At 60.6% G+C, this 20705-nt stretch carries 19 protein-coding genes and 3 pseudogenes; 14 read left to right on the top strand and 8 right to left on the bottom strand.

Translation table 11 applies throughout. The features are described 5' to 3' along the window. Positions 1–134 precede the first annotated feature (134 nt). Together ACYZT5_RS14920 and ACYZT5_RS14915 are read right to left on the bottom strand one after the other, a co-directional pair. Positions 135–647, bottom strand: a pseudogene (locus tag ACYZT5_RS14920) (methyl-accepting chemotaxis protein); the annotation flags it as partial. A 393-nt stretch (positions 648–1040) separates the two neighbouring features. Next, positions 1041–2063: pseudogene (locus ACYZT5_RS14915) on the bottom strand (PDC sensor domain-containing protein); the annotation flags it as partial. 412 nt (positions 2064–2475) lie between these two features. On the opposite strand from ACYZT5_RS14915, the gene ACYZT5_RS14910 reads away from it, so the two are divergent. From ACYZT5_RS14910 to ACYZT5_RS14900, 3 genes and pseudogenes are all read left to right on the top strand, one after another. Then, positions 2476–3792, top strand: a complete 1317-nt coding sequence (locus ACYZT5_RS14910) for a Na+/H+ antiporter family protein (protein ID WP_462052254.1) — start codon at positions 2476–2478, stop codon at positions 3790–3792. Positions 3793–3999: 207 nt separating this feature from the next. Then, positions 4000–4776 (top strand): annotated as a pseudogene (locus tag ACYZT5_RS14905) (cache domain-containing protein); the annotation flags it as partial. Positions 4777–4860: 84 nt separating this feature from the next. After that, positions 4861–5682 carry a methyl-accepting chemotaxis protein gene (locus ACYZT5_RS14900; RefSeq protein ID WP_462052253.1) on the top strand — a complete coding sequence of 274 codons (822 nt, stop codon included), beginning with the start codon at positions 4861–4863 and terminating at the stop codon, positions 5680–5682. A 93-nt stretch (positions 5683–5775) separates the two neighbouring features. On the opposite strand, the gene ACYZT5_RS14895 is transcribed toward ACYZT5_RS14900, so the two are convergent. After that, a complete protein-coding gene (locus ACYZT5_RS14895; protein WP_462051763.1) occupies positions 5776–6711 on the bottom strand; it encodes a LysR family transcriptional regulator in 936 nt (311 codons plus the stop codon). A 113-nt stretch (positions 6712–6824) separates the two neighbouring features. Between ACYZT5_RS14895 and ACYZT5_RS14890 the strand changes: the two genes are divergently transcribed. From ACYZT5_RS14890 to ACYZT5_RS14880, 3 genes are all read left to right on the top strand, one after another. Then, complete coding sequence (locus tag ACYZT5_RS14890) at positions 6825–7319, top strand: DMT family transporter (protein WP_462051762.1); 495 nt, start codon at positions 6825–6827, stop codon at positions 7317–7319. Then, positions 7319–7774 (top strand): DMT family transporter, encoded by a 456-nt coding sequence (locus tag ACYZT5_RS14885; RefSeq protein WP_462051761.1) that lies wholly within the window; start codon positions 7319–7321, stop codon positions 7772–7774. The genes ACYZT5_RS14890 and ACYZT5_RS14885 overlap by 1 nt, the downstream gene beginning before the upstream one ends. A gap of 72 nt (positions 7775–7846) precedes the next feature. Continuing rightward, positions 7847–8014 (top strand): metallothionein, encoded by a 168-nt coding sequence (locus ACYZT5_RS14880; protein WP_150766720.1) that lies wholly within the window; start codon positions 7847–7849, stop codon positions 8012–8014. A gap of 68 nt (positions 8015–8082) precedes the next feature. On the opposite strand, the gene ACYZT5_RS14875 is transcribed toward ACYZT5_RS14880, so the two are convergent. After that, entirely contained in the window at positions 8083–8310 is a 228-nt protein-coding gene (locus tag ACYZT5_RS14875) for a DUF6555 family protein (RefSeq protein WP_008152143.1), read from the bottom strand. Positions 8311–8455: 145 nt separating this feature from the next. Here ACYZT5_RS14875 and ACYZT5_RS14870 point away from each other — a divergent pair, with 145 nt between their 5' ends. From ACYZT5_RS14870 to ACYZT5_RS14860, 3 genes are all read left to right on the top strand, one after another. Then, the gene (locus tag ACYZT5_RS14870) at positions 8456–9235 is read left to right on the top strand and encodes an AraC family transcriptional regulator (RefSeq protein ID WP_462051760.1); all 780 of its coding nucleotides are present in this window, start codon (positions 8456–8458) and stop codon (positions 9233–9235) included. Between the two features lie 95 nt (positions 9236–9330). Beyond that, entirely contained in the window at positions 9331–9504 is a 174-nt protein-coding gene (locus tag ACYZT5_RS14865; protein WP_081744004.1) for a DUF1427 family protein, read from the top strand. Between the two features lie 29 nt (positions 9505–9533). Then, on the top strand, positions 9534–10490 hold the full coding sequence (locus ACYZT5_RS14860) for a quinone oxidoreductase family protein (RefSeq protein ID WP_462051759.1): 957 nt from the start codon (positions 9534–9536) through the stop codon (positions 10488–10490). A 62-nt stretch (positions 10491–10552) separates the two neighbouring features. On the opposite strand, the gene ACYZT5_RS14855 is transcribed toward ACYZT5_RS14860, so the two are convergent. Both ACYZT5_RS14855 and ACYZT5_RS14850 read right to left on the bottom strand, forming a co-directional pair. Then, on the bottom strand, positions 10553–11575 hold the full coding sequence (locus ACYZT5_RS14855) for a purine-nucleoside phosphorylase (RefSeq protein ID WP_462051758.1): 1023 nt from the start codon (positions 11573–11575) through the stop codon (positions 10553–10555). A 23-nt stretch (positions 11576–11598) separates the two neighbouring features. Beyond that, positions 11599–12555, bottom strand: a complete 957-nt coding sequence (locus tag ACYZT5_RS14850) for a nucleoside-specific channel-forming protein Tsx (RefSeq protein ID WP_095128842.1) — start codon at positions 12553–12555, stop codon at positions 11599–11601. 243 nt (positions 12556–12798) lie between these two features. Between ACYZT5_RS14850 and selD the strand changes: the two genes are divergently transcribed. Beyond that, complete coding sequence (gene selD, locus ACYZT5_RS14845; protein WP_462051757.1) at positions 12799–13833, top strand: selenide, water dikinase SelD; 1035 nt, start codon at positions 12799–12801, stop codon at positions 13831–13833. After that, on the top strand, positions 13833–14936 hold the full coding sequence (mnmH, locus tag ACYZT5_RS14840; RefSeq protein WP_462051756.1) for a tRNA 2-selenouridine(34) synthase MnmH: 1104 nt from the start codon (positions 13833–13835) through the stop codon (positions 14934–14936). Before selD ends, mnmH begins: the two co-directional genes overlap by 1 nt. 178 nt (positions 14937–15114) lie before the next feature. Here mnmH and ACYZT5_RS14835 read toward each other — a convergent pair whose 3' ends face one another. Continuing rightward, complete coding sequence (locus tag ACYZT5_RS14835) at positions 15115–15789, bottom strand: histidine phosphatase family protein (protein WP_462051755.1); 675 nt, start codon at positions 15787–15789, stop codon at positions 15115–15117. A 371-nt stretch (positions 15790–16160) separates the two neighbouring features. Here ACYZT5_RS14835 and ACYZT5_RS14830 point away from each other — a divergent pair, with 371 nt between their 5' ends. The 3 genes from ACYZT5_RS14830 to hemB all read left to right on the top strand — a co-directional run bounded on the left by ACYZT5_RS14830 (position 16161) and on the right by hemB (position 18964). Further along, positions 16161–16859 carry a glutathione binding-like protein gene (locus ACYZT5_RS14830; RefSeq protein ID WP_462051754.1) on the top strand — a complete coding sequence of 233 codons (699 nt, stop codon included), beginning with the start codon at positions 16161–16163 and terminating at the stop codon, positions 16857–16859. A gap of 33 nt (positions 16860–16892) precedes the next feature. Next, the gene (locus tag ACYZT5_RS14825; RefSeq protein WP_462051753.1) at positions 16893–17735 is read left to right on the top strand and encodes a PhzF family phenazine biosynthesis protein; all 843 of its coding nucleotides are present in this window, start codon (positions 16893–16895) and stop codon (positions 17733–17735) included. Between the two features lie 254 nt (positions 17736–17989). Continuing rightward, positions 17990–18964: a porphobilinogen synthase gene (gene hemB, locus ACYZT5_RS14820; protein WP_462051752.1), complete on the top strand. Its 975-nt coding sequence runs from the start codon at positions 17990–17992 to the stop codon at positions 18962–18964. Positions 18965–19086: 122 nt separating this feature from the next. On the opposite strand, the gene ACYZT5_RS14815 is transcribed toward hemB, so the two are convergent. Continuing rightward, positions 19087–20622, bottom strand: a complete 1536-nt coding sequence (locus tag ACYZT5_RS14815) for an FAD-dependent oxidoreductase (RefSeq protein ID WP_462051751.1) — start codon at positions 20620–20622, stop codon at positions 19087–19089. Between the last annotated feature and the right edge of the window lie 83 nt (positions 20623–20705).

Here is a 20705-nt window from a genome sequence, read left to right as displayed (position 1 = left end):
GGGGGAAAGGGAGCCGATCTCCAGCGCTTTCAGATCCTGAGTTCGACTCTATATTTCAGGTCGATGTAGTTCTAAGAACAACTCGGTCAGTCCCCTCTACCCTCTGGGGAGAGGGTTAGGGTGAGGGGTGGTTCTTAGACCCGAAACTGATCCATCAAACGCTGCTGCTGATTCGCCAGGCTATTGAGCGACTGACTCACCCGCGCCGACTCATTGGCCTGCCCCGACAACGACTCCGTCACATCCCGAATGGTCGCCACGTTGTTGTTGATCTCCTCAGCCACCGCACTTTGCTCCTCTGCGGCACTGGCAATCTGCAAGTTCATGTCGCTGATCACCGTCACCGCCTCACCAATCTGCCGCAGCGCCGTCACCGCTTGACCCACCTGTTCGACACTGCCCTGAGCCTGACGATGGCTGTTGTTCATCGAGCCGACCACGTCCTGAGTGCCGCTCTGCAATTGCTCGATCACTAGACGGGTTTCTTCGACAGACTCCTGGGTCCGGCGTGCCAGGTTGCGCACTTCATCGGCCACAACGGCAAAACCGCGTCCGGCCTCACCGGCACGAGCGGCCTCGATGGCGGCGTTAAGCGCCAGCAGGTTGGTCTGTTCGGCGATGGCCCGAATCACTTCCAGTACCGAACCGATCTTCTCGCTATTGGCCGCCAGGCCTTCGACTTGAACCATCGCCGCGCTCATGTCGGCGGCGAGGTTGTCGATGCTGGTGGTGGTGCGGTCGATCACGGTCAAACCGCGACGGGTTGCCTGATCCGCATCCCGCGCCGCCTGTGCCGCTTGCGCTGCACTGCGAGCGACGTCTTGAGCGGTGGCGCTCATTTCGTGGGAAGCAGTAGCGACCTGATCCACCTGACGGTATTGCTGCTCCATGCCGGCGCTGGTCTGCGTGGCGATGGCGGACGACTGATCCGCCGTGCTGCGGGCGTCCTGCACCGAGCGTTTGACCTCGGCGATGATCGGTTGCAGCTTGTCGAGGAAGCGGTTGAACCAGCCGGCCAATTGGCCGAGTTCGTCGTTTTTGTCGTAGGCCAGGCGGCGGGTCAGATCGCCTTCGCCGCTGGCAATGTCTTCGAGCATGTGTGCCACACCCAGGATCGGTTTGGTCACGCTGCGGGCCATCAGCCACACCAGCAACAGGCCAATCAACGCGGCCAGCACGCCCAGGCCGAGTTCGACCAGGGTGCCGGCGGTGTTGCTGTCATCGAGTTGTTTTTTCAGCGCTTCGGCGGGGCCGACCAGGACTTTCTCCGGCACATCGAGCAGCACGCCCCAGGACTTGCCACCGGGAATTGGCTGGAACGGCGACAGCACTTTGAGCTGTTGATTATTGTGCAGGCTTTCGGTCTTGCTGCTGGCGGCGAGCAGGCGGATCAACTCGGCCCCGTTGGTTTTGTCCACGCTGTCCAGGCGCTGGCTGAGCTTGCTGGCGTCCGGGCTGTAGCCGGCCAGCAAACCGACCGGGCTGATGATGCTGACGTTGGTCTGGCCGTCATAGAGTTTCTTGCTCGCGCCCTGGCTGATGGCTTGCAGGCTGTTGAGGTTGATGTCCACCGACAGCGAAGCGATGATTTTGCCGTTGACCATCAGCGGGAAAACGATGCTGGTCATCAGCACATTCTGGCCGTCGATCACATAGAAGTAGGGTTCGATCACGCAGGGCTTGAGGGTCGTGCGCGGGCAAGTGAACCAGGCGTTGGCCGGTTCGCCGCTGGGGCCGGTGCTGGTGTCGGCCATGTCGCTTTCGGGCAGCGCCATGGACGTCACCTTGCCCGGTGTCGGTTGCGACCAGTACAAGGCAAAACGGCCCTTGTCGTTGCTGCCCAGCTCCGCTTGACCGGCGAACAGGTCGTCCTTGCCATCCAGCGCATTGGCTTCGAACACCAGCGACAGACCGAGCAGTTCAGGGTTGGCTTGCAGGGCCGATTTGACTTGGCGAGTCAGGTCTTCACGCAGGTCAAAGGCATCGAGGAAGCGCTTCTCGGCCTGGTCGCGCAGGAACAGCACCTGACGCGAAAAGCCGTGGCCATATTGATAGGCGTCCATGAACTGCTGGCGAATCCCCAGCGCCTGGTTTTCACCCTGGGATTCGATCCGGGCCTGGGCGGCTTCGGTGAGCATCTCCATGCTCGAGGCTTTCACCAGCGCGGAGCTTTGCTCCATGCGATACAGCGAAAGACCCACCAGCAGGGTCACGATTCCCGCCAGGCAAAGCCCGGCCAGCAGGGTGATTTTCCATTGAATGGAAAGTTGTCTGAGCGACATGGAGACGTCCTTTATTCGATAAATATCTGAGACTCCGCACTATAACGGCCGCGAATCGGCTTTCTTGAGGCTTGCGGCTTGCTGCTGCTTCCTTCAAAGTGCGCGCCCTCTAATAAAACCCTCTCTTTAATCCGCTGGCGGCTCTTTGCAGACTGCCGGCCGGACTCATTCCGTTTGCCTTGAGGTAACGATGATTAATGCTGTAATTGCCGCGGTCGGCGTCATGCTGATCCTCAGCCTGTCCCGCGTGCACGTAGTAATCGCGCTGATCGTGGGCGCCCTGGTGGGTGGTTTGACCGGTGGCCTGGGCATCGAGGCAACATTAAAAGCCTTCAACAGCGGCCTCGGTGGTGGCGCGACGGTCGCGTTGTCCTACGCATTGCTCGGCGCTTTCGCCGTGGCCATTGCCAAGTCCGGCCTGGCCCATGCCCTGGCAGACAAAGCCTTGGTGATGGTCGACCGCCAGCACGCCAGTGGTGGCCGCCAGGTCAAATGGCTGTTGATCGGTTTGCTGTGGGGGGTGGCCATCGCGTCCCAGAACATCTTGCCGATACATATCGCCTTTATTCCGTTGCTGGTACCGCCACTGTTATATGTACTGACCAAGCTGCAACTGGATCGCCGGCTGATTGCCTGCGTCATGACGTTCGGTTTGATTACGCCGTACATGTTCCTGCCCGTGGGCTTCGGCAACATCTTCCTTAATGAAATCCTGCTGGCCAACGTCGCCCGTAGTGGTGTGGACATCAGCGGCATCAACGTCACCCATGCCATGGGTATTCCGGCATTGGGCATGGTCGTCGGGCTCGCGGCAGCGTTTGTCAGCTATCGCAAGAAGCGCGTCTACGATCTGGAAAAGATCGAGCAAGTCGAACAGGTCGCGGTGCAGTACAACCCGCTGAGCCTGATGGTTGCCGGTCTGGCCATCGCGGTGGCGTTCATCATTCAGCTGCTGCTGGACTCGATGATCATCGGCGCGCTAACGGGTTTCCTGATCTTCTCGGTCTCGGGCGTGGTGAAGTGGCGCGACACCGATGACCTGTTCACCGAAGGCATGAAGATGATGGCGATGATCGGCTTCATCATGATCGCCGCGTCCGGTTTTGCCGAAGTGATGAAAGCCACCGGCCAGGTACAGACATTGGTCGAAGCCTCGGCCTCGTGGATCGGCCACAGCAAAGGCATTGGCGCGTTGCTGATGTTGCTGGTTGGCCTCTTGGTAACCATGGGCATCGGTTCATCGTTTTCCACCGTACCGATCCTGGCAGCGATTTTTGTGCCGTTGTGCGTGCAGCTGGGCTTCAGCCCATTGGCGATCGTTTGCATCGTCGGCACTGCCGGCGCCTTGGGTGACGCCGGTTCGCCAGCCTCGGACTCGACCCTCGGCCCGACCTCCGGCCTGAACATCGACGGCCAGCATCACCACATCTGGGACACCGTGGTCCCGACCTTCCTGCACTACAACCTGCCGTTGCTGGCGTTCGGCTGGGTGGCAGCGATGGTCCTGTGACCACATCTCCCCCTGACTGATCGTTCCCACGCTCTGCGTGGAATGCAGCCCGGGACGCTCCGCGTCCCAACAGCGTGACGCAGAGCGTCACAGGAGGCATTACCACGCAGAGCGTGGGAACGATCAATACCAGGCGCATTCAACTTTTGGTTTCGCGTGCCGTTAAAGCCTTTAACCACGCCAATAAAATCAAAAGAGTGAACCGTCATGCGCATGAGTCTGAAGGCTAAAGTCCTGTCCCTTGCCGTCCTCCCGGTGTTGCTCTTTGCGCTGGTCATCAGCCTGACCACGCTGTTCATTCTGCAGGAGCAGGCCCGCAAGGAAGTTGAGGAAACACGCCAGCGCCTGCTCAGCGATGCCAAGGCGACGTTGCAAAGTTACGTCGCCGTGGCCATGACCACGATCAAACCCCTTTACGACGCAGCCGCCCCTGGTGATGACGCAGCGCGGGCCCAGGTGGTCAAGTTGCTGTCGAGCATCACCTACGGCAAGGACGGCTACTTCTTCGGCTACGACTCCAACACCGTGCGTCTGTTCAAGGCCAGCAGCCCTGAAGGCGTGGGTCAGAGCTTCAAGGACAACCGTGATCCGAACGGTGTCTACGTCAACCGCGACCTGGTGAAAGTCGCCAAGGACGGCACCCACTACCTGCAATACAGCTCGCCGCTGCCCGGCAACACCCAAGTGCTGGTGCCTAAACTGGGCTACACCGAATACCTGCCGAAGTGGGACATGGCGTTCGGTACGTCGGTGAACCTTGACGGCATTGAAGCGCAAGTGGCGTTGGTCCAGGCCAAAGTTCAGGAGCGTATGGAAGGCGTGGTGCTGAGCATCGTCGGGGTGGCGTTGGTGGTGCTGTTGGTGATCGCGGCTGCCGGGATGTTGCTGGCCAATACCATCCTGCGTCCGTTGACCCTGATGAAAGCCAACCTTGATGACATCGCGGCGGGCGAGGGCGACCTGACTCGTCGTTTGACCATCACCAGCCAGGACGAACTCGGCGAACTGGCCGGCTCGTTCAACCGCTTCGTCGACAAGATCCACGGCCTGGTGCGCCAGATTACTGAGATGACCTCGCAACTGACTGGGCTGGTGAATCAGGTCTCCGACCAGGCCCAGCGTTCGGATCAGGCGATGGAGCGTCAGCGTCACGAAACCGATCAGGTCGCGACGGCGATCAACCAAATGTCGGCGGCGGCCCAGGAAGTGGCGAAGAGTGCGCAAAACGCAGCGGTGGCTGCCCAGCAGACCGACGAAGAAGGCCAGGCTGCCAAGCGCGTGGTAGCCGGCAGCATCGTGAAGATTCATGCGTTGGTGGACGACATTCGCAGCAGCGGCGTGTCCCTCGACAGCCTGCAAAAAGACGTGTCATCGATTGTCAGCGTGCTCGGCGTGATCCGTTCGATTGCCGAACAGACCAACCTGTTGGCACTCAACGCCGCCATTGAAGCCGCCCGTGCCGGTGAGGCCGGTCGTGGTTTTGCCGTGGTGGCCGACGAGGTTCGAGCGCTGGCCAGTCGCACGCAAATCAGCACCCAGGAAATCCAGGGCATGATCGACCGCTTGCAGGCCGGTACCCAATCGGCCGTGGAAGCGATGCGCCGTTCCAGTGAGGCCGGCGACGGCACATCCGTTCAGGCCAATGAAGCCGGCGCTTCGCTCGATACCATGGCCCAACTGATCGGCACCATCAATTCGATGAACGCGCAGATCGCCAGCGCTGCCGAAGAGCAGACCGCCGTGGCTGAAGAGATCAACCGCAGCGTGCATCAGATCGCCGTGGCCGTGGACAGCGTCGCCGACGAAACTCAACTCGGCGCCCAGACTTCCCGCAGCCTCGCCGACCTCGGGCAACGCCTGGGCAAACTGGTGGGTCAGTTCCGCATCTGACACCACCCCAAAACTGTAGGAGCACGGCTTGCCGGCGATGGCGATCTCAAGAACGTCATCGCGAGCAAGCTCAGCTCCTACAAAGGCGGGGGTTTAGGGTCTGTCCCAGTAGGGCACCGCTCCAAAACACTCGACAAAGAAATCGATCACTGTCCGCACCTTCACCGACAATCGGCGGCTGCCGGGCCAGAGCACGGCAATCTGCTGCGGCTCAAGGCTGTTGGACACCTGATATGCGCCAAGCACCGGCACCAGCGTGCCGTTGCGCACCGCTTCGCCAATCAGCCACGACGGAAACATCACCAGCCCCAAGCCTTGTTCGGCGGCTTGCGTCAGGGTGTCGGCGTGGTTGCCGGTGATCGGCCCCTTCACCGACCAGGGCGTCCAGTCCTGCTGATCCTTGCGGAAAAACCAGCGTTGCTGGCCGGTCACGCCTTTGTAGGCCAGGCATTGATGCGCGGCCAGTTCTTCGGGATGTTGCGGCGTGCCGTGACGTTCTAAATAGGCCGGGCTGGCGGCGACTTGAAAACGATGGGGCGCCAGAATGCGCGCCTGCATGCTCGAATCGTGCAGCGGCCCGATGCGAAACAGCAGGTCGGCGCCTTCCTGCAGTGGGTCGACGTAGCTGTCGGTCTGCTGGATATCCAGTTGCAGTTTCGGGTAGCGCTCGCAGAGCTGCCCCAGCCAGGGCGTCAGGTGCCGTTGACCAAACACCACTGGCGCATTGATCCGCACCAGTCCGCTCGGTTCGCTTTGCTGTTCCTGCAAGGCCTGTTCGGCCTCTTCGAGTTGCACCAGCACCAGCCGCGCGTGATGACCGAGCATGCGTCCGGCTTCGGTGGGCGAAACGGCGCGGGTGTGGCGGTAAAGCAATTGCTGGCTCAGGGCCTGTTCCATCAATTGGATCTGCCGGGAAATCGAAGAGGGCGCCAGGCCTTCGCGGCGGGCGACTTCGGAAAAACTGCCGTGGTCGAGCACAGCGACAAACAGGCGAAGTGACTTGAATCCCAGTTCATTGAGGCCGTGCATGGCGAATCCTGCTGTGCGAGTTGCGCAAAAGTGTTGTCCGGATGCTCCCATTTATCGCAAAGCTTTGCCAACCGATAATGCGCGCCATTGTTTACTTCAGGCAGGTTTTCTCTATGCACACTTCTTCAATCGACGACGTTGGCGTTGTCGCCACGCCGACCACCCGACCGAGGTTGCGGCTATTGCTGCTGCCCCTGGTGATTCTGGCTGGCATGGGCCTTTCCGTGGAGGCCGGTTTGCTCGGGCCGCTCGGGGTTCAGGTCGGGCACTTGTGGGCGACTTTGAGCATCTTCGGTGTGGGCTCGGCGATTCTGTTTTTGCTGTTGCTGTTCAGCGGTCCGCAACAGGGCCCCGCCTTGAATGAGCTGCCGCGCTGGCAATTGATCGGCGGTTTCCTGGGGCCGATGTACGTGATCGTGCTGACCTTGGCCACGCCGCACATCGGCATTGCCATGACGATGATCGCGATACTCTCCGGGCAGGTCGGCAAAAGCGTGTTGATCGACCACTTCGGCTGGTTCGGCGCTGCCCGCAAAAAGGTCAACGGTGAACGTTGGCTGGCCTTGCTGCTAATTGTCGCGGCACTTGTTCTGATCGCTCGGGGTTGATGATGAATCTGATTATTTTGTTGGCGGTGGTCGTGGCGGCCGGCGCGGTGTTGAGTGTGCAGGCGGCGATTAATGGGCGGCTGGGCGAAACGGTTGGCGTGTTGCGCAGCAGTTTGCTGACCTTCGTGGTCGGTGCAGTGACCACCGGGTTGCTGATCGTATTTTTCGAACCGTCCCATGCCGTGAGTGTGCTGGACGTGCCGAAATGGCAGCTCAGCGGCGCGCTGTTCGGGGTGGTGTACATGATGGTGATGGTCGGCGCGGTGCCACGGGTCGGCACGGCGGTGGCGACGGTGGCGGTGATCGTCGGGCAACTGGGCATGGGGATGTTGATTGATAACTTCGGCTGGCTGGGGAACCCGGCGATCGAGTTGTCGAGTAGCCGGATGCTGGCGATGGTGTGTCTCGCGTTGGCGTTGGTGTTCATGTATCGCAGCAGCACGCGGCAGGGCTGACGCAAGCTCCTACACTGGTTATACGGGCCGCGTTCGCGGCAACCGGACGACCACAACCATGGAGTCAGACTCATGATCGACAGTGAAAGTATCTGCGACTGCCCCAAATGTTCCTGCAAACTGGGCGAACATCCGATCGCGCGCCACGGCAAGCACTATTGCTGCGAAGCCTGCGCCAAGCACCACGAACATGGCGAAGAATGTGCCAGCAAGGGCTGCAAGTGCGCCCATGCTAAATAGCTTCAATCAAGTGAAGTGGAGCCGCTCGGGCTCCACTTTCAGTTTGTGACTTCTCTATCCTCCTTGATTCAGTTCGCCGGCCGCCACTTCACATTTTCGACCCCGAACTTCTCCGCCATCGGCTTGCTGGTTTTTTGCACCTTCTCTCGGCCGAATCGAGGGATTCGTCCGACCCCCGCGTCGCAACTTGCCCAATGCCAAGCCTCCGCGTTATCCATCTTGTCCAGGCGGATGATGAAAGACTTGGGGGCGCCATGAAGGGTGTATTCAATGACGAAAAGTTTTGCGTTGTTCATATAGCCCGTATTCCTCCCTGTGGTAATACAAGGATCGTTGGGGTTACGGAAAATTCACTCGGATTGTCAGACGGATGCCGCCAGTAGCGACAAGGGCGGTGGCTCGTTACCATGCATTCTCTGAAATCCCCAACGATTGCTGCCCATGGCCCTTGCCGCGCCCCCAGACCTGAGTGACACCGACGTGCCCGTGCAACCGCTGGCGCGCACCTATCCGCGCGGGTTGTACATCGAGCCGCATGAGCATGTATGGGGGCAGTTGCTGTATGCGATGAGCGGGGTGATGTGGGTCGAGACGCCCCATGAAGCGCTGGTGGTGCCACCGCAACGTGCGGTGTGGCTGCCGCCGGGTGTGCCCCACGGGATTCGCGTAGTCTCGGACTTGCAGATGCGCAATATCTACCTCCGGCCGTCATTGGCGGCAACGCTTGATGACAGTGTCCAGGTGATCGAAGTCGGCGGGCTCCTGCGTGAGCTGATCGTCGGGCTGGTGGAGCAGGGCAATGATGGCGCGCCCGAGTATTACGAAGCGCTGGTCGGCCTGGCGTTGCTGGAGCTTAGGCGAGCCAGGCGCTCGCTGCTGAAAATCCCACTGCCGGATGATTCCGACCGGCGCCTGATGAACCTGTGTCAGGCGGTCATGGCCGCGCCATCGCTGGACATTGCCTTCGAACAACATGCCGAAAACGCCGGTGCCAGCGTGCGTACCCTGGCGCGGCTGTTCAAGGACGGTTTGGGCATGGGCTTCGCCGAATGGCGGCGCCAGGTGCAACTGGCGACGGCGGTGGCTGAGTTGATCCAGGGCGTACCGGTCAGTGCGATTGCCCGGGAGCTGGGTTATTCGCCGAGCAGCTTCAGCGACATGTTCCGCCGGGAACTGGGTGTCGCGCCTTCGCAGTTTTCGGCGAGCCAACGTCAGGATTGAAAACGCTTTGGCCGATATTCAGAAGCACTTGGCCGGTGCTCGTTGCTACCGATCTCTAGACTCTGGGCATACCTTAATTGCCCACGGAGTCAGCCATGAGCTACCTCATCTCATTGGTCATCGGCCTGGGCGTCGGTCTGCTCTACGGCGCTCTGGATTTTCGTTCCCCCGCACCACCGGCCATCGCGCTGGTGGGGCTGCTTGGCATGCTTGCCGGTGAAAAGTTGTGGCCAATGGGTCGGCAACTGGTGGCTGGCTGGATCTCCTGAAATCCTTCAACTATTCGATGGAAACTCCCATGAAAGCACTGCAGTTCGACAAGACCGGTGACCTCTCGGCCCTGCGCTACGTTGAGGTTCCCACCCCCGTCCCCGGCGCCGATGAAGTGCTGGTCCAGATCAAGGCTGCCGGCCTCAACCCCAGCGATGTGAAGAACGTGTTGGGGCGCTTTCCCTACACCACCCTGCCGCGGATTCCAGGTCGTGATTTCGCCGGTGTGGTCGTTGAAGGCCCGCAGGCGCTGATCGGCCAGGAAGTCTGGGGCACCGGCCGTGAATTGGGTTTTTTCTCCGATGGCTCGCATGCGCAATTCGTCAAACTGCCGGCCAATGGCGTGGCGCAAAAGCCGACCCATCTGAGCTTTGCCCAGGCTGCAAGCCTCGGCGTGCCGTACACCACGGCGTGGGATGCGTTGGAGCGCAGCCTGGTGACGGCCAGCACTCGCGTGTTGGTGATCGGCGGTGGGGCGGTTGGCAGCGCGGCGTTGGCGCTGGCCAAGGTGCGTGGCGCCCAGGTATTGGCTGCGGCGCGGCGGCCCGAGCAGGTCAAGGATTTGCAGGCCCAGGGGTATCAGGCGCTGCAACTGGATAAACCCGAGGATCTCGGTGCGCAAGTGAATGCCGTGTATGCCGGCGGCGCCGATGTGATATTCGATACCACCGGTTTCTGGCTGCCGGCCTCGGTACCTGCACTGGCCGCGTTCGGTCGCATCGCGATCATCGCCGCGCCGGTGGACGGGATGGTGCAATTGCCGGCCCTGGCGCTGTATCGCAAAGGCGGTTCGGTGGTGGGGATTAACTCGTTGCTGTACGACGTCCAGGCGTGTGCGGCGATGCTTGATCAGTTCGGCAAATTCTTCGATCAGGGGTTGTTGCCGTTGCCCGAGGGCTTGCTTGAATCGCCGTTGGCGGAAGGGCTGGCGCGGTATGCGGAAGTGAATCAGGGCGGCAGTGACAAGGTGATTTTGTTGCCATAACCCCATTCAAATGTGGGAGCGGCGGCCGCACCGCCGCTCCCACAAGGTTTTGTATTGCCAGATCAAGCCTCGGGGACGCCGTTCTCCCACGCCGACCAGTTCTTCAAAATCTCCTGCACCAACGGATTCCCCGTCCGGTACAGGTTCTCCAGCGCCGGCACAAACCCACCTTGATCCGCGTACTTGAGCAGGTTATCCACCTCGCTCTGGCCCGGAGCCGGCCGATCAAAATCGGAACCCGCACGCACCACCGCCAGCCGCTGGACATCGACCAATCCCTCACGACTGGCCCGCAGCAGCGCTTCATAAGTGGAGTTGTCTTCCTGCTGCGTCGTGCAGTACTCACCTTTGTTATCGGTCAGCAGTTTGGTCCAGACCTCGGCGCGCTCACTCAACCGCGTCCCGGAAAACCAAGTATTGCCCGCCAGCGTGTCGCACTGAGTCACGGCCGGCGGCTGATTGGCCGGGGCAGACGGATACTTCATCCGCCACGCCATCGACTCCTTGCTCTCGCTCAGCTCGACGTTGTGGCTCAGGGCAAAGGCCTTGGCCTGCAACGTCGGGTTGAGTTCGAAGACTTCGGTCTTGTAATCCAGTGGCGGCTTTTCGTTCGGGCCTTTGGTGTTGATGCCGATATAACCGGTCGGCCAGTCTTTCGGCGCGTCCCGGGAATCCAGCTCCCATTGGGTGCCGAATTCCACCAGATAGTGTGCCCACGCGGTGGTGCCGATGGTGCCGTGTTTGGGGCTGATGCCGGCAATCCCGGCGATCAGGAAATAGCTTTTACGCAGGTCGAATTTAGACGACAGCGCCAGGGCCAGGGTAGAAGCCGCGGCGTTGGTCTGGCCCATGCCGGTGACCATCAGGCACACCTGCTGGCTGTTGCAGCGAACGGTCGGGTACTCGGCGGACAGGCCCGGCACCCGCACTTCCTGCTTGAGTTCCAATCGATCGATCCAGTTTTGAGCCTCGGGGGCGAACATGGTGATCAGCATCACTTTCGGCTGGATCGGCGCTTCAGTCGCCCAGGCCGTTGAAGAGAGCAGGGCGGCACAGGCCAGGGAAAGACGCGTCATTGCATGCATAAAACCTCCTGATTCAAACACGTTTAAAACTGATAACCGACGCCGGCGTAGTAACCCCAGCCGTCGGAACGGGCGCGGAAATTACCGTCGCCGAAATTCAACTCGCTGCCATCCTCCCAGTTGCCGCCGTTGTGGAAATAACGGCCGACCAGAGTGAAGCGCAAGTGGGTAAACGAGTAGAGCAAGACGTTGGTGGCCACCGTGGCGTTGGCCGTGCGAGCCGGGTTGTCCTTGTGCAGGTCCGAGCCGAAGTCGAAGTTGGTGAACCCGATGTAGGTCAATGACGCGCCGTTGCTGAAGCTGCTGATCGGCACGATGTATTTGAGCTGGGCGCGATAGCCGTCCCACGAATATTCATTGCTGGCGCCGTAGTTTTCCCACTGGTAGCGCCCATAGAAGTTGGCCGACAGGTTGACCCGCGAATGGGTGTCGATGTCGGTGCCCAAACCGCTGTACAGCGTATTGGCGCGGTTGGCGCTGTTGCTGCCGTGGTCATAGATCCAGTCGAAGGCGACGTACCATTCCTTGAACGGCCCGATGGCCAGGCTACGGCCGGCGAGGTAGTCGATGGAAATTCGCGGTTCGTGCTCCATGAACACCGGCGAGCCGTGGTCCCACACACCTTTGTCATGGCTGTTGCCGATGTCGAAAATTTTCGGGATGTCGATGTAGCCATACAACTCGAACGGCCCCTTGCGCCCGAAGTACTCGTATTCCAGATAAATGTCGTCGGCCGGTTGCGGGCCGAAACTGATGTCTTTGCTGCCGATGACAGTCAGGTCCTGGTTGAACCAGTCCGAGAGGTACACGCCTTTTTTCGGTGGGCTGGCTTCAGGACTGAGTGTTTCGCCCTGGGCGGATTCTTCGGCGGGGGCGGGTTGCGCCAAAACGGTGCTGCTGAGTAGTCCTGTAACGCTGGCCAGCAGCAAGGAAACAGCAAAAGTGCGCGAGCAAGTCACGCGGCTGGACGTGCGGTGCATTAAAAGTCCCTTTTCGTGCGGATCGAAGGCCCGGTTCTGCGGGCTTGCGCAGTTATGTAGCGAAAACGCTTGTATCAGCGACTCGCAAACGTTTGCACAAGGCATACCAGTTTTGCTCAATGCACGGAAAAGGCTAGGGAATTGCTGGCTTAACTGTCCTTTCGGTCAACGATTCGTGGGGCCTCGGGGGAGACGACGTTGATGTAGACTCTTCGGCACTGACTTCACGAGGTGTGTCCCCCCATGAGCGAACCGATTCGTCTGACCCAGTACAGCCACGGCGCAGGATGCGGCTGCAAAATCTCCCCGCAGGTGCTGGAGGTGATTCTGGCCGGCAGCGGGGCGCAGAACCTTGATCCGAAACTCTGGGTAGGCAACGCCTCGCGCGATGACGCGGCGGTGTACGCCATCGATGAAGAACGCGGCGTGGTGTCGACCACCGACTTTTTCATGCCGATCGTCGACGACCCGTTCGATTTCGGCCGCATCGCCGCCACCAATGCCATCAGCGACATCTACGCCATGGGCGGCGATCCGTTGATGGCGATTGCGATCCTTGGCTGGCCGGTCAACGTACTGGCGCCGGAGATTGCCCGGGAGGTGATTCGCGGTGGGCGTTCGGTCTGCGATGAAGCGGGGATCCCGCTGGCGGGTGGGCATTCCATCGATGCGCCGGAACCGATCTTCGGCCTCGCCGTGACCGGTTTAGTGCAAAAGCGCCACATGAAGCGCAACGACACCGCCACCGCCGGTTGCCTGCTCTACCTCACCAAACCTCTGGGCATCGGCATCCTCACCACCGCCGAGAAGAAGGGCAAGTTGCGCCATGCCGACATCGGCCTGGCGCGCGACTGGATGTGCACCCTGAACAAGCCCGGCAGCCGCTTCGGCAAACTCGAGTGCGTCACCGCGATGACCGACGTCACCGGTTTTGGTCTGCTGGGGCATTTGGTGGAAATGGCCGACGGCAGCAACGTGACCGCTCGCATCGAGTACGACCGTGTGCCGCGTCTGCCGGGTGTCGAGTATTACCTCGACCAAGGCTGCGTGCCGGGCGGGACGCTGCGTAACTTCGACAGCTACGCCAGCAAGCTTGGACGTCTTCAGGAAATGCACAAACGCGTGCTCTGCGATCCGCAGACCAGCGGTGGCCTGCTGGTTGCGGTCACCCCCGAAGGCAACGAACACTTCCTCAAAGTGGCCACTGAGCTTGGTCTGAACCTTGAGCCGATCGGTGAACTGATCGAGCGACAGACCAACGCGGTTGAGGTGTCTTAATGTCTATGGACTCCACCGATTATCGCGACATCTTCCTCAACGACCGACCGATGATGGATGCCCGCGCGCCGGTTGAGTTTCTCAAAGGTTCGTTCCCTGGTGTGGTCAATCTGCCGTTGATGAATGACCACGAGCGGCAACGGGTTGGCACCTGTTACAAGCAACACGGTCAACAAGCGGCCATTTCCCTGGGGCATCAATTGGTGTCCGGTGACATCAAGGCAGAGCGCATCCAGGCCTGGGCCGATTTTGCCCGGGCTCATCCAGATGGGTATGTGTATTGTTTTCGCGGTGGATTGCGTTCGCAGATCGTCCAGCAATGGCTCAAGGACGAGGTGGGCATCGACTATCCGCGCGTCGGTGGCGGCTACAAGGCCATGCGCACGTTCTTGCTCGACACGGTCGATCAGGCCATTGCCCGGTGTGATTTTGTCTTGCTGGGCGGCATGACCGGCACTGGCAAAACCGAAGTGCTCACGCAGTTGAGCAACGGGCTGGACCTTGAAGGTCACGCCCATCATCGCGGCTCCAGTTTCGGTAAACGCGCCACCGGCCAACCCTCCAACATCGATTTTGAAAACCGCCTGGCGGTGGACGTGCTGAAGAAGCGCGCCCACGGCATCGAGCAGTTTGTGCTGGAGGACGAGAGCCGCGCGATCGGCAGTTGTGCGCTGCCGTTGCCGCTGTATCAGGGCATGCAACAGTTTCCGATGGTCTGGCTTGAAGACAGCCTGGAAGGGCGGGTCGAACGGATCCTGCGCGATTACGTGGTGGACTTGTGTGCCGAGTTCATCGGCGTGCATGGCGATGAAGGCTTTGCGCTGTTTTCCGAGCGCTTGCTGGAGAGCCTGAACAATGTGCAGAAACGGTTGGGCGGTGAACGGCATCGGCGGATGTTGATTTTGATGGAAGACGCGCTGGCGGCGCAGGCGAGCAGTGGGGCAGTGGACCTGCATCGGGGGTGGATCGAAGGGTTGCTTCGCGAGTATTACGACCCGATGTATGCGTTTCAGCGGGAGAAGAAGGGGTTGCGCATTGAGTTTGCCGGGGAGCGGGATGCCGTGCTCGAATACTTGCGAGATCGAGTCAGTCAGCGAGGATGACGGTGGTTTTTCCGGCCTTTTCGTCGGAACGCCGCCCGGAGCAGGCTCGCTCCCACAGGGTCTTCAGTGAATACAGTGTTTGTGTACGACGAAAATCAACTGTGGGAGCGAGCCTGCTCCGGGCGGCGTTCCGACGAAGAGGCCGTAACAGGCACTACAAAACTTGAAGCACCCATCCTTACGTTGGACAGGTTACGCGCCCGTTATCCAGGCCTTGCTTGTAGGCGTGGCTCTGCACACTGGCCTTGCCGTTGTGCCAGGTCAGGGTGAGCACGTACAGCGAGTCGTAGTCGCTGGACTCCCAGTCATCGGTGATGTTCTGTTTCTTGCCGACGGCTTCTCCAGCGACCTTGTTGATCAGCTCGGGCAGGTAGCCGTGGGACCAGGCGGTGTAGATGACCGAGTTGTGATACTTGTCGTGGAGCAATTCATCGGCCAGGTCGCTGGTGTCGTTGGCCGAGAAGTTGATGTTCACCGGCAAGCCAAGCTTGATCGCGCTGGGGTTGATGGTCATCAGGGGGCGGATGTAGCTGTAGGAGTTGTCCTGTTCGCCTTCCTCGACATTGCGTGTCGGGTTGGCGGCAAACACGTAGTTGGCCTTGCCGAATTTTTCCGGCAGCAAGGTGGCCAGGTCGATGGCGCGATTCAGGCCCTGGCAGTTGAGCTGGCCGAGGCCACCTTCGGGTTTTTCCGCGTGGCGCAGGAACACCAGCGTCTGGGTGCCGTCTGCCGGTTGAGCGCGGCTTTCGCTGGACTCAAGGAACAGGAACAGCGCGCTGGCCGCCAACAGGGAGGGCAGGACGACATACGCGCGATGTTTGAAGCGTTTGACGAGTTTCAAAAGGTTCATCATTTGAATAGGTGATCTTCAGCGCATTCGGTTAAGGCTGACAAACCTTTACACCACGAGCTCCCAGCTTCGGGTGTTTTCCATGTCGTTGCGCCGGTCCGTTTCCGAAAAGGCAATCTTCAGAGTCCTCTGAAGCCCAATTGGTTCGATCCGAGCGAGTGCGCAGCACTGTATCGGCAACCTGAGATGGGATGGCGCAGAGGTTATCGACAGAATGTTGCGGATTTATGGACACAGTACACGTGAGGCGTCGCTGAAAGGTTGCAATCTTTTGATCTCGCTCATCAGCAATATTGATAACGCCAAAAGATCGCAGCCTACGGCAGGTCCTACATTATGATTAGCGCCTACTTTATCTGCGTGGATGCTCCCCCATGACCGATTTGTCCGCATTCCCCATCACTCAAAAATGGCCCGCCCAGTACCCCGAGTGGATCCAGCTTTACTCCTTGCCGACACCCAACGGCGTCAAGGTGTCGATCATGCTTGAAGAGATCGGACTGCCCTATGAACCGCATCGGGTGGGCTTCGATGCCAATGATCAGCTGTCCCGCGAATTTCTTTCGCTGAACCCCAACAACAAGATCCCGGCGATCCTCGACCCCCACGGTCCGGGGGACCAACCCCTGGCGCTGTTCGAATCCGGGGCGATTCTGATCTACTTGGCCGACAAGAGCGGGCAATTGTTGGCCCAGGAATCGGCAGCGCGTTACGAAACCATTCAGTGGCTGATGTTTCAGATGGGCGGCATCGGGCCGATGTTCGGCCAGCTCGGTTTTTTCAACAAATTTGCCGGCAAGGACTACGAGGACAAACGTCCGCGCGACCGCTACGTCGATGAAAGCCAACGCCTGCTCAATGTCCTCAACCACCGCCTGGAAGGGCGCGACTGGATCATGGGTGAGCGTTACACCATCGCGGACATCGCGACCTTCCCCTGGGTGCGTAACCTGATCGGCTTCTATGAGGCCGGCGAGCTGGTGGGCATCAACGACTTCCCGAACGTCACGCGGGTGCTGGAGCGCTTTCTGGCGCGGCCGGCGGTGATGCGCGGGCTGGAAATCCCCCAGTAAAACGCTTCGATTTGATCAAGACCAAGGCAGGCCATGCACTCATTCGATTTCAAGCAAGTAGATGTCTTCAGCCGCGTTGCACTCAAGGGCAATCCGCTGGCCGTGGTGTTCGGCGCCGATGAGCTCAGCGATGAGCGCATGGCGGCGTTTGCCAGCTGGACCAACCTCAGCGAAACCACATTCATACTCGAACCGCGCGACCCTCGCGCTGACTACCGGGTACGGATCTTCACCACCCTGAACGAGTTGCCGTTCGCCGGCCATCCGACACTGGGCACCTGCCATGCCTGGCTCGAGGCCGGTGGCGTGCCCAAGGGCGAAGACATTATTCAGGAGTGCGGCGTAGGGCTGGTCCGGGTTCGTCGACAGGGCACGGAGCTGGCCTTTCTCGCGCCGCCTCTAATAAAAACCGGGCCGGTGGACGTCGACCTGATGGCGCGTGTGCGGTCAGGGCTCGGGTTGGAGCAGGGCGCGATTGTCAGGGCCCAGTGGGTCGATAACGGCGCTGGATGGCTGGCAGTGATGGTCGAGGATCGCCAGCAGGTGCTGGACCTGCAACCGGATCATTCGCAAATGCTCGGCTTGGCCGTCGGTGTCATCGCGCCCTGGCATCCCGAGCGCGATGGCGATGGCGCACAGTTCGAAGTGCGGGCGTTCATCTCCGGCGACGGCATGCCGGAAGACCCCGCCACCGGCAGCCTGAACGCCGGGATTGCCCAATGGCTGCTCAGCGAAGGACTGGCGCCGTCTTCCTATGTGGCCAGCCAGGGCCTGACGATGGGCCGCGCCGGGCGCATTCAGGTCGAGCAAGTGGGCGACGAGATCTGGATCGGCGGCGCAGTGGTGACCTGCATCAGCGGCACCCTGACGCTTTAAGGAGGCCTTGATCGTTCCCACGCTCCGCGTGGGAATGCCTCTTGTGACGCTCCGCGTCACGCTTTTGGGACGCAGAGCGTCCCTGGCTGCATTCCCACGCAGAGCGTGGGAACGATCATCCGGTGGGGAGCAGTGATTATTGCCGAACCGGTAAGGGTTTTTCCTCACCTGAGGTTTGTGCCCTGCAAGGTCCAGGGCATAAGCTTCGCCCCCTACGACTTTCGTCTTGTCCCTCCGTTTTTCAGGAACCCCTCATGTCCAGTCAGTTCCCCGAAGCACGTCCACGCCGTCTGCGCCGCAATGCGAGCCTGCGCAGGCTGTTCCAGGAAACCGAGTTCAGCTTGAACGATCTGGTGCTGCCGATTTTCGTCGAGGAAGAAATCGACGACTTCGTACCCATCAAAAGCATGCCCGGCGTGATGCGTATTCCGGAGTCGAAACTGGCGGGTGAGATCGAGCGTTATGCCCGGGCCGGGATCAAGTCGGTGATGACGTTCGGCGTGTCGCACCATCTGGACGGCAACGGCAGCGACACCTGGAGCGACAACGGTCTGGTGTCGCGCATGTCGCGCATCGCCAAGGATGCGGTGCCGGACATGATCGTGATGTCCGACACCTGCTTCTGTGAGTACACCGACCACGGCCATTGCGGCGTGCTGCACAACCATGAAGTCGACAACGACCAGACCCTGATCAACCTCGGCAAACAAGCGGTGGCTGCGGCCCGTGCCGGCGCCGATGTGATCGCCCCGTCGGCGGCCATGGACGGGCAGGTTCAGGCCATTCGCCGGGCGCTCGATGAAGCGGGATTCAGCCAGACCGCGATCATGGCCTATTCGACCAAGTTTGCCTCGGCGCTCTACGGTCCGTTCCGTGAAGCCGGCGGCAGCGCGCTCAAGGGCGACCGTAAAAGCTATCAGATGAACCCGATGAACCGCCGCGAAGCCGTGCGCGAATCACTGATGGATGAGCAGGAAGGCGCCGACGCGCTGATGGTCAAACCGGCCGGCGCGTACCTGGACATCATCCGCGACATCCGTGAAGCCTCGCGTTTGCCGCTGTCGGCGTATCAGGTGAGCGGCGAGTACGCGATGATCAAATTCGCGGCGCAGGCCGGGGCGATCGATGAGGATCGCGTGGTGCGTGAGAGCCTTGGCGCGATCAAACGGGCAGGGGCGGATCTGATCTTTACCTACTTTGCGATGGACCTGGCGCTGGCCGGGATCTAATTGTTTAAGCAGGATCGTTCCCACGCTCTGCGTGGGAATGCCTCAATGGACGCTCCGCGTCCGCTTCTGGGACGCGGAGCGTCCCGGGCTGCATTCCCACGCGGAGCGTGGGAACGATCACATCAGGGAGTACCGAAGTAGGGCCGAATCCCGTGATCCCGGAAGTACCGCTCAATCACCTTGGGATCGGCAGAGTTGTCGGCAATCGCCACATACGTATCCGGCCGCAACAGATAAAACCCGTTACGCCCCAGGCCAGCCGCTTCAAACGCCGGCCGCCAGTCAAACACATGCAACGGCAAATGATGTTCGTGGCACCAGGCGATCATTTCGTCGCTGGTGTCGCCATACACATGCACCTGCCAGGTCGGACACTTCAGCGATTCGAAATTGTCCCCTTCACCGTCGTGAGCCCAGGGCAGGCGATCGCCACCATGAACATGACCGGCAACGCCCGTGCTCAAACGCATCCCACGATAATTCAGGGTGATCTGCGACACCGTCCGAAACAGGAACTCGCGCGACGCCTCAAACGATGCCATTTTCGGAATCACGAACGGCGCCAGACGCGTGCGCAGCAAATCGGCCATGCGCCCTTCGGCCGTGACGAAACTGAACACCCGATCGGTGGTGGCGACCAGTTTGCGGGCAAACGCGATGCGTTCGGTTTCGTAAGTGTCGAGGATTTTGGCCTCAGCGCCGCCGCTCAACACCGCCGCGAGTTTCCAGGCGAGGTTGATGGCATCGCCAATTCCGGTGTTCATGCCCTGGCCACCGGCGGGGCTGTGGACGTGGGCGGCGTCACCCAAAAGAAACGCGCGCCCGGTGCGAAAGTGATCCGCCACCCGATGATGCACGCGGTAGGTCGAGAACCAGTTCAGTTGCTCGATCTTTATTTTCATATGTTCGATGGCCCGGCTGCTGACGTCTTCAAACTGGAGGGTTTCGGCATGATCGGCGCGCTCGTCGCGTACGGTGCCGATCAGGCGAGCGCGGCCTGTACCGGCCAAGGGAAACACCGCGAGAAAATCCGCTTCATCGAGATCCACGTGCAGTTCGCCGTTGAACGTCGGCCCACTGGCCTGCACGTCGGCGACGTAGAAAATCTGCTGGTAGGTGCCACCCGGGAAACCGGTGTCCAGGGTCTTGCGCACAATCGATCGGGCACCGTCGCAACCTGCCAGATAGCAGGCCTGACAGGTTTCCTGCTGACCATCGGCCAACCGCAGCGAGGCGGTGATGCCGTCGCCGGTTTCTTCGAAACTCTCTAATTCGGTGTTGCGCTCCACCTTGATGCCAAAGGCTTCGAGGCGGTCTATCAGCAGCCGTTCGTGCTCGTCCTGAGGAAAGATTTCGAGGAACGCGTAGGGCGTCAGGCCTTCGCCGATGCGGGTCAGCGGCAAGCGCGCCACGGGTTCGCCCTTGACCCAGAAGTTCGCCGCGCCCACTCGATGACCGTTCTGCACCACAGCAGTGCTGAGGTCGAGCTGGCGATACAGCTCCAGCGTCCGCGCCTGGACGGCCAGCGCCCGCGAAGTGGTTCCGGGCGTCGACGTCTTGTCGAGAATCCGCACCCGGATCCCCAGTTTGCTCAGCCACAGCGCCAGCACCAGCCCGGTCGGGCCGGCGCCGATGATCAGTACGTCGCTACGGTTCATGAGCCTGTCCTCCTCGGCGTGTGGCTCAAGTATGGTTCAGCCCAAGCGGGAGGTTAGGCAGACTGCCAAACGGAACAGGGCGC

The organism is Pseudomonas sp. LB3P14 (assembly GCF_054898045.1).
Note: the sequence above shows the minus strand (reverse complement) of the source record. Positions and strands in the feature narration are given on the sequence as shown.